Source organism: Lutibacter oricola (genome assembly GCF_900106565.1).
Lineage (GTDB): Bacteria > Bacteroidota > Bacteroidia > Flavobacteriales > Flavobacteriaceae > Lutibacter > Lutibacter oricola.
Genome location: NZ_FNNJ01000004.1, coordinates 258,956 through 266,433, shown reverse-complemented (window position 1 = coordinate 266,433; position 7,478 = coordinate 258,956). Strand labels below are relative to the sequence as shown.

General features: G+C 32.5%; 5 protein-coding genes. All 5 read right to left on the bottom strand.

The features are described 5' to 3' along the window. Positions 1-1,703: 1,703 nt before the first annotated feature. Positions 1,704-2,555: a hypothetical protein gene (locus BLU40_RS10390; protein ID WP_175454772.1), complete on the bottom strand. Its 852-nt coding sequence runs from the start codon at positions 2,553-2,555 to the stop codon at positions 1,704-1,706. A gap of 6 nt (positions 2,556-2,561) precedes the next feature. Beyond that, positions 2,562-3,947: a phosphoglucosamine mutase gene (gene glmM, locus BLU40_RS10385; RefSeq protein ID WP_090123107.1), complete on the bottom strand. Its 1,386-nt coding sequence runs from the start codon at positions 3,945-3,947 to the stop codon at positions 2,562-2,564. 111 nt (positions 3,948-4,058) lie between these two features. Continuing rightward, positions 4,059-5,888, bottom strand: coding sequence for a 30S ribosomal protein S1 (gene rpsA / locus BLU40_RS10380; protein WP_090123106.1), 1,830 nt, complete (start codon positions 5,886-5,888; stop codon positions 4,059-4,061). 413 nt (positions 5,889-6,301) lie between these two features. After that, positions 6,302-7,054, bottom strand: a complete 753-nt coding sequence (locus tag BLU40_RS10375) for a LytR/AlgR family response regulator transcription factor (protein WP_090123104.1) — start codon at positions 7,052-7,054, stop codon at positions 6,302-6,304. A gap of 54 nt (positions 7,055-7,108) precedes the next feature. Continuing rightward, positions 7,109-7,423 carry a 2TM domain-containing protein gene (locus BLU40_RS10370; protein WP_090123102.1) on the bottom strand — a complete coding sequence of 105 codons (315 nt, stop codon included), beginning with the start codon at positions 7,421-7,423 and terminating at the stop codon, positions 7,109-7,111. Between the last annotated feature and the right edge of the window lie 55 nt (positions 7,424-7,478).

Sequence of the window (7,478 nt, the reverse complement as noted above, 5' to 3'; positions counted from 1 at the left end):
TTTTTAGGTCATTGAGCGGAGTCGAAATGACCAGCAACCAAACACCAACAACCAACAACCAAACACCAAACACCACCGCCTGTTTCTTTTTCTTCAAATGTATTTTCTACTGAAAATTTCATAGGACGCTCTTCTCTTTTTTAGGTCATTGAGCGGAGTCGAAATGATAGTCTCTACTTATCATTCTGAGAGTAGCGCAGCGGAAGCGAAGAATCTCACGTTTCAACAATACTAGTATGTCATTCCTGCGCAGGCAGGAATCCATTATGAGTTTTACTAATTAGTTTGCTTTTATTCTTTTCCATTGATGAAAAGAACCAAAAATCTAGTCTGATGATATTTTCATTAAAATACAGCTCCTTAAAAAAGACATGCGCTGAACTCGCTGCGCTCAAACACCACCGCCTGTTTCTTTTTCTTCAAATGTATTTTCTACTGAAAATTTCATAGGACGCTCTTCTCTTTTTTAGGTCATTGAGCGGAGTCGAAATGATAACCTCTACTTGTCATTCTTAGAGCAGCGAAGCGGAATTGAAGAATCTCACGTTTCAACAATACTAGTATGTCATTCCTGCACAGGTAGGAATCTATTTTAAGTTTTACTAAGAAGTATACTTTTGTTCTTTTCCATTGATGAAAAGAACCAAAAATCTAGTCTGATGATATTTTCATTAAAATACAGCTCCTTAAAAAAGACATGCGCTGAACTCGCTGCGCTCAAACACCACCGCCTGTTTCTTTTTCTTCGGATGTATTTTCTACTGAAAATTTCATAGGACGGTTTTCTTTTTTTATTGTCATTCTGAATGCAACGCAGTGGAACTGAAGAATCTCACGCTTCAATTGTAAAAAAATGCTCTGTTCCAGTTGAGTAGACAAACGTGGTCATTGAGCGGAGTCGAAATGATAACCTCTACTTGTCATTCTGAGAGCAGCGCAGCGGAAGCGAAGAATCTCACGCTTCAATTGTAAAAAAAAGCTCTGTTCCAGTTGAGTAGATAAACGTGGTCATTGAGCGGAATCGAAATGACCAGCAACCAATAACCAAACACCACCGCCTGTTTCTTTTTCTTCGGATGTATTTTCTACTAAAAATTTCATAGGACGCTCTTCTCTTTTTTAGGTCATTGAGCGGAGTCGAAATGATAACCTCTACTTGTCATTCTGAGAGCAGCGTAGCGGAAGCGAAGAATCTCACGTTTCAACAATACTAGTATGTCATTCCTGCGTAGGCAGGAATCCATTTTAAGTTTTACTAATTAGTTTGCTTTTATTCTTTTCCATTGATGAAAAGAACCAAAAATCTAGTCTGATGATATTTTCATTAAAATACAGCTCCTTAAAAAAGACATGCGCTGAACTCGCTGCGCTCAAACACCACCGCCTGTTTCTTTTTCTTCGGATGTATTTTCTACTGAAAATTTCATAGGACGCTCTTCTCTTTTTTAATGTCATTCTGAATGCAGCGCAGCGGAACTGAAGAATCTCACGCTTCAACAGTGCTACTGTCATTCCTACGCAGGCAGGAATCCACTATAAGTTTTACTAATTAGTTTGTTTTTGTTCTTTTCCATTGAGCGGAGTCGAAATGACCAACAACCAGCAACCAAACACCAAACACCAAACACCAAACACCCATATTACACATAAAAAAAAGCGTTCAATAATTATTGAACGCTTTTTAGTTTTATATAAAATGTTGTTTATTTAAACAACCTAAATCTTGCTCCAAACACATACATATTTTCGAAAAATGTAAAATGTTGCGAGGCTGAATCTTTAGTAGATTCTGTTGTTCTAATATCATTCATATTAATATAGCCCACCTTCATATTAGATTGAATAAAAAAGTGTTTAAAAAAGGTAACATTCAAGCCTACGTGAGCTGAAATTCCGTATCCAGATACATGAAAATCATCGTAACGCTCTTTACCTAATAACTTTGTATTGGTTTTTGGATATAGCAGTCCAACTCCTACTCCTTCTGTTAAGTTTATATCTATGTTTTTAATTGGGAATTTTAGCCAGTTATCTAAATTATCAAAACGACTTACTTCAACATTTACATAATTTAACCCATCGGTATGCTCAAAGGTTAAAAAATCTTTATGTAAAAGAACGGTATTTCCTGTTGATGTAAATATTTCACTTCCTGCAGGTAAATTTCCACTATAAGTAACATTTTGATTGTTACGCATTACATATTTCATATGGTCAACTCCTAAAGCAACGGTATAGTTTTCTTTAAAAAAATATCCTATTCTAAAATTTGTTTGAGGTATGGTAATTTCATCTGGTTTAAAATAATAAATTCCAAATGGTTTTGGTTTATCATCACTCACTACATCTTTTATAGTGAAGTTATAATCTTCTCCTTTAAACGTAATATCTGAGTTTGAAAAATGACCTCTATTCCAACCCCAATGCGCAAACATTTTACCTTTATTACTTCCGGCATCATTATAATTAACCTTATTCGCGTCTACTGTTTTATCTTGTGAAAACATAGAAATAGATGCTAATAGCGTTACACATACTAATACTTTAATTCTCATTATATTCTACTTTGTAATTTCTTTTATTTCTTCTATAATTCTTTCTGCCAAAGCATCTGCATTTTCTTGTGAAGTACTTTCGCTATAAATTCTAATAATAGGCTCTGTATTTGATTTACGTAAATGCACCCATTCCGTTTCGAAATCTACTTTTACACCATCTATAGTTGTTACATCTTCAGCAGCATATTTAACAGCCATTTTTTCAAGAATTTCATCTACATTAATTTCTTCTGTTAATGTAATTTTATTTTTACTCATAAAATAGCTTGGATAGCTTTCTCTTAGCGTTTTACAACTTACTTTTAAGTTTGCTAAATGCGTTAAAAATAAAGCAACACCAACCAACGAATCTCTACCGTAATGTGAGTCTGGATAAATAATACCACCATTACCTTCACCTCCAATAACTGCTTGGTTATCTTTCATTAAATTTACCACATTTACTTCTCCAACTGCACTTGCTTGGTAAGTACCTCCGTGTTTTTCAGTAACATCTCTTAACGCTCTTGAAGAAGATAAGTTTGAAACCGTATTACCAGGTGTTTTACTCAACACATAATCTGCACAAGCTACTAATGTGTATTCTTCACCAAACATAGACCCATCTTCACAAACTAATGCTAATCTATCTACATCTGGATCTACTACAATTCCTAAATCTGCGTTTTCTTTAACCACTAATTCAGAAATATCGGTTAAATGCTCTTTTAAAGGTTCTGGGTTATGTGGAAACTGTCCGTTCGGTTCGCAATATAATTTTACACATTCAACACCTAATTTATCTAGCAAAGCTGGTATTACAATACCTCCTGTTGAATTAACTGCATCTACAACAACTTTAAAATTTGCTTTTTTAATAGCTTCCGCATCTACCAATTTTAGTTTTAAAACCTCTTCTATATGAGTATCCATATAACCCGGTAACTTACTATAAGTACCCAAATCATCAACTTCAGAAAAAACATAACTTTCATCTTCAGCAATTTTTAATACATCACTTCCATTTTCTCCATTTAAAAACTCTCCTTTTTCATTTAACAACTTTAAAGCATTCCATTGTTTTGGATTGTGACTTGCTGTTAAAATAATACCACCATCTGCATTTTTTAAAGGTACAGCTACCTCAACAGTTGGCGTAGTTGATAAACCTAAATCAATAACATTGATTCCTAAACCTACTAAGGTATTACATACTAAACTACTTACCATTTTACCCGAAATACGAGCATCTCTACCTACTACAACAGTTAAATTAGCTTTTGTTGAATTCTCTTTTAACCAAGTTCCGTAAGCTGCTGCAAATTTTACAGCATCAATAGGAGTTAAATTGTCGTTTACTTTACCTCCAATAGTTCCTCTTATTCCTGATATTGATTTTATTAATGACATTGTTTTAGTTTTTTTTAAGCGTTACAAATATATATGTATTTACTATAATGACGAAAAAAAAAGCTGTATCAAATGATACAGCTTTTAAAATATGTTTATGAAAATAAAATCTTATTTCCCTTCCATTTTTTTCTTTAAAGCAGCTAAATCTCCACCTAAGTCTCCTAAAGTAGTTTTTTCAGCGCTATCCGCTTTCTTCTGTGCAGTTCTAATATTCTTTTCTTCTTGAGCTTTGAATATTGAAGTGTGAGAAGCAACGATACGTCTAAATTCTTTGTTAAATTCTATAACTTTGAATTTTTCAGTTTCACCTTTAGCTATTTTAGTTCCATCTTCTTTAGTTGTGAAACGGCTTGGTACGAATGCTTCGATACCTTCAGCTAAAGTTACTACTAAACCTTTATCGCTTTTCTCTTTAACAACACCTTCGTGTATAGAGTCGATAGCATAAGTTTCTTCGTGCTTATCCCAAGGGTTTTCAGTAGTTTGTTTGTGTCCTAAGTTTAATTTACGACCATCTACATCTAATTCTAACACTTGAACAGCTAATTTATCACCTACAGCAACAAAGTCTGATGGGTGCTTAATTTTCTTAGTCCAAGATAAGTCTGAGATATAAACTAATCCGTCAATTCCTTCTTCTAACTCTACAAACACACCAAAGTTAGTGTAGTTACGTACAGTTCCTGTATGTGTAGAACCAACTGGGTATTTAGCAACAATATCAGTCCAAGGATCTGGGTGTAATTGTTTAATACCTAATGACATTTTACGCTCTTCTCTATCTAAAGTTAAAACTTGTGCTTCAACCTCGTCACCAACTTTTACAAAATCTTGTGCAGATCTTAAGTGTGTTGACCAAGACATTTCAGAAACGTGGATTAAACCTTCAACTCCTTGAGCTACTTCGATAAATGCACCGTAATCAGCGATTACAACTACCTTACCTTTTACTTTATCTCCAACTTTAATAGTATCGTCTAAAGCTTCCCATGGGTGAGCGTTTAATTGTTTTAATCCTAATTGAATTCTTGTTTTCTCATCATCAAAATCAAGGATTACAACGTTTAATACTTGATCTAATTCAACTACCTCACTTGGGTGGTTAATTCTAGACCATGATAAATCTGTAATGTGAACTAATCCGTCTACACCACCTAAATCAACAAATACACCGTAAGAAGTAATGTTTTTAACAACACCTTCTAATACTTGTCCTTTTTCTAATTTACCAATAATTTCTTTTTTCTGGATTTCAATATCAGCTTCAATAAGAGCTTTATGAGATACCACAACGTTTTTAAATTCTTGGTTGATTTTAACAACTTTGAATTCCATTGTTTTCTCTACGTATTGATCGTAGTCTCTAATTGGTTTTACATCAATTTGAGAACCTGGTAAGAATGCTTCAATTCCGAAAACATCTACAATCATACCTCCACGAGTTCTACACTTAACAAAACCGTTAACTACTTCACCTGTTTCGTGTGCATTATTAACACGATCCCAAGCTTTAATAACTCTTGCTTTTTTGTGAGATAATACTAATTGACCTGTACTATCTTCTCTTTTATCTACTAAAACTTCTACAGTATCTCCAACAGCTAAGTTAGGATTGTAACGAAATTCGTTTAATGAGATAACACCTTCAGATTTTGAATTGATATCGATAATTGCTTCACGGTCAGTTTTTCTAACCACAGTACCTTCGATAACTTCACGCTCGTTTACTAAACCTAATGTACCTTCTAAGGCTGCTTCAAAAGCTTTTAAGTTTTCTTCGTCAACTGCTTCAATACCTTCTTCGTATTTGTGCCAGTCAAAGTTTGCTAAAAATTCTTCAGGATTTACTTTTTCAACAACTTCTTGCGGAGTTGCTTCAGTTTGTTGTACTTCAGTAGCTTCTACTTGCTCTTCAGTTTTTTTTGTTTCTTCAGACATATTGCTGATGATTAAAATTTGTATCTTATTATTATTCAGATTTTTAAACGATAATAATGCAAAGAGATTATTTATAAAAAATGATTTCTAATTCCTTTTTAAATCTGTTCTCGTAAAAAGGAGTGCAAATTTAGTAAAAACAATTTGAAATAACAATGTTAATTGGCTGATTTTGTGGATTTATGGTGAAATGGTTAATTCGGCGATTTGTTTAATAGTTAAAAGGTATCTAATCTGCTTTTCGATTCCATTTAAAGGAAAACCTTGTTATAACAAAAAAGAACGTTATTGCGAATGTAGTGAAGCAACCTCTATATGAAACAATTAAGATTGCTTCAGTTTTAAAAGAACCTAGTAATAATGTAAGAAAAGTTGATTACTACCCATAAAATTCAGAAACTTTACAACTAAACTCAATCAATCCAAGCTTTAAAATCTTTTACACGCTCTCTGCTAACAATAATTTCATCTTCTTTATAAGAATTAAGAATTAATTTTAAGCGACTATTTGTATACGAAACAATATCTTTAATTGCGTTTATATTTACATAGTATTTGCGGCTTACTCTATAAAATACTTCTGGATCTAGTAATTGCTCCAACTCATCTAAAGTATTGTCTATTAAATAATTTCTATTTTCGGTAGTATATATATTTGTTGCTTTATTTTCGCTATAAAAACACTCTATATTTTCTATTGAAATCATTTTTAAATGCTGCCCAATTTTTACTGTAAATCTTTTTTTGAAACTATGCTGCGTAGGCCGCATTATATTTTTTAATTGTTGAAGATCAAACACTTTTGTTGTTTCAGCAAATTGTATTTTTTTAAACTTATCAATAGCCACTTCTAACTCATCAGCATCTATTGGTTTTAATAAATAATCTACACTATTTAATTTAAAGGCTTTTAAAGCATATTCATCATAGGCTGTTGTAAAAATAATGGCACTATCTACTTCTATTTCATCAAAAATTTCAAACGATAAGCCATCGGATAATTGAATATCTAGAAATAGTAAATCTGGATGTTCATTGTTATGAAACCAATTTACAGATTCTTCAACCGAATGCAAAGTTGCTATTGGCTCTATACTTAGTTCATTAAGCATTCTTCCTAATCTTCGCGCTGCAGGCTTTTCGTCTTCAATAATTATTACTTTCATTTAGTTGTTGGTTGTTGGTTGTTGGTAAAATTATAACTAAAGTTTTAAACCTTATTATTCCCAATACTTTTTTTTATCTTTATCCATTAACTCCTTAATCTTTTTATCTTCCCAGTTTTTACCTAGAATAAAATCCATTCCAAATACTCCAAATGCGTGAAATGCAATTCCAATTCCCCAGAAAAACATAGTTCCGTATGAACTCCAATCCAACAATACCCCTACACCTTCTCCAGAAATTATTCTTGCTAAAATTATAAATGCATTTACGCCTAAGTAAACAAATAAATGAACGTAAAATCCTTTGATTGCTTTTACTCTTTTTTGTGCTCTAATATATTTTTGATTGTCTAAATTATTATTTTCCATTTTTTTATTTTTAGTTGTTAGTTAAAATGAAAGAAATTGTTGTATTTAAAAATTT

What these genes read in the sequence shown, in the direction of transcription:
- BLU40_RS10390 (WP_175454772.1), bottom strand. Translation starts at nt 2,555, where the DNA reads ATGAGAATTAAAGTATTAGTATGTGTAACGCTATTAGCATCTATTTCT.
- glmM (WP_090123107.1), bottom strand. Translation starts at nt 3,947, where the DNA reads ATGTCATTAATAAAATCAATATCAGGAATAAGAGGAACTATTGGAGGT.
- rpsA (WP_090123106.1), bottom strand. Translation starts at nt 5,888, where the DNA reads ATGTCTGAAGAAACAAAAAAAACTGAAGAGCAAGTAGAAGCTACTGAA.
- BLU40_RS10375 (WP_090123104.1), bottom strand. Translation starts at nt 7,054, where the DNA reads ATGAAAGTAATAATTATTGAAGACGAAAAGCCTGCAGCGCGAAGATTA.
- BLU40_RS10370 (WP_090123102.1), bottom strand. Translation starts at nt 7,423, where the DNA reads ATGGAAAATAATAATTTAGACAATCAAAAATATATTAGAGCACAAAAA.